The organism is Streptomyces canarius (assembly GCF_014650735.1).
GTDB classification, from domain to species: Bacteria; Actinomycetota; Actinomycetes; order Streptomycetales; family Streptomycetaceae; genus Streptomyces; species Streptomyces olivaceoviridis.
In genome coordinates this window covers 1-1,436 of record NZ_BMVN01000174.1, presented here as the reverse complement: position 1 = coordinate 1,436, position 1,436 = coordinate 1, and the positions used below count along the sequence as shown (strand labels likewise).

2 protein-coding genes are annotated in these 1,436 nt (G+C 65.5%); both read left to right on the top strand.

What is annotated here, in order from left to right:
* Positions 1 to 402 (top strand): ribonucleotide reductase barrel domain-containing protein (locus IE294_RS46660; protein WP_189895379.1); only part of this gene is annotated, 402 nt, incomplete at its 5' end.
* Positions 402 to 1,415 (top strand): ribonucleotide-diphosphate reductase subunit beta, encoded by a 1,014-nt coding sequence (locus IE294_RS46655; protein WP_189895378.1) that lies wholly within the window; start codon positions 402 to 404, stop codon positions 1,413 to 1,415. The genes IE294_RS46660 and IE294_RS46655, both read left to right, overlap by 1 nt.
* The last annotated feature ends 21 nt before the right edge of the window (positions 1,416 to 1,436 follow it).

Sequence of the window (1,436 nt, the reverse complement as noted above, 5' to 3'; positions counted from 1 at the left end):
GGCGTGTGGGACGCCCGCACCCGCGAAGCCCTGCGCGACTCGGGCGGCTCGATCCAGGACTTCGCCTGGATCCCCGAAGAGACCCGCGCCCTGTACCGCACGGCGTGGGAGATCCCCCAGCGCGGTCTGATCGACATGGCCGCCGCCCGCACCCCGTTCCTCGACCAGGGCCAGTCCCTGAACCTCTTCCTGGAGACACCGACGATCGGCAAGCTCTCCTCCATGTACGCCTACGCCTGGAAATCCGGGCTGAAGACGACGTACTACCTGCGCTCGCGCCCCGCCACCCGCATCGCCCGCGCCGCCCAGGCGCAGGCCACCGTCCCCGTCCAGCAGGCCACCGACCCCGACGCGATCGCCTGCTCCCTGGAAAACCCCGAGTCCTGCGAGGCCTGCCAGTAATGACCACCCGAAACCAGAACCTCCTCGACCCGGGCTTCGAGCTGACCCTGCGCCCCATGCGCTACCCCGACTTCTACGAACGCTACCGGGACGCCATCAAGAACACCTGGACCGTCGAAGAGGTCGACCTCCACTCCGACGTCGCCGACCTCGCCAAACTCACCCCCGAAGAACAGCACCTCATCGGCCGCCTCGTCGCGTTCTTCGCCACCGGCGACTCGATCGTCGCGAACAACCTGGTCCTGACGCTGTACAAGCACATCAACTCCCCCGAAGCACGCCTGTACCTGTCGCGCCAGCTCTTCGAGGAAGCCGTACACGTCCAGTTCTACCTGACCCTGCTGGACACCTACCTGCCCGACCCGGACGACCGCGCCGCCGCCTTCGCCGCCGTGGAGAACATCCCCTCCATCCGCGAAAAAGCGGAATTCTGCTTCAAGTGGATCAACGAAGTCGAGAAGCTGGAGCGCCTGGAGTCCAAGGCCGACCGCCGCCGCTTCCTGCTCAACCTCATCTGCTTCGCCGCCTGCATCGAAGGACTCTTCTTCTACGGCGCCTTCGCCTACGTCTACTGGTTCCGCAGCCGCGGCCTCCTGCACGGCCTGGCCACCGGCACCAACTGGGTCTTCCGCGACGAAACCATGCACATGAGCTTCGCCTTCGACGTCGTCGACACCGTCCGCAAAGAAGAACCCGACCTCTTCGACGACCAACTCGAACAAGACGTCACCGACATGCTCCACGAAGCCGTCGAAGCAGAACTCCAGTTCGCCCACGACCTGTGCGGCGACGGCCTGCCCGGCATGAACACCGACTCCATGCGCCAATACCTCCAATGCGTCGCCGACCAGCGCCTCACCCGCCTCGGCTTCACCCCCCGCTACGGCTCCCAGAACCCCTTCTCCTTCATGGAACTCCAAGGCGTCCAAGAACTCACCAACTTCTTCGAACGCCGACCCTCCGCCTACCAAGTCGCCGTCGAAGGCACCGTCGACCTCGACGAGGACTTCTGACCGCACCCGCACAACGGCGCA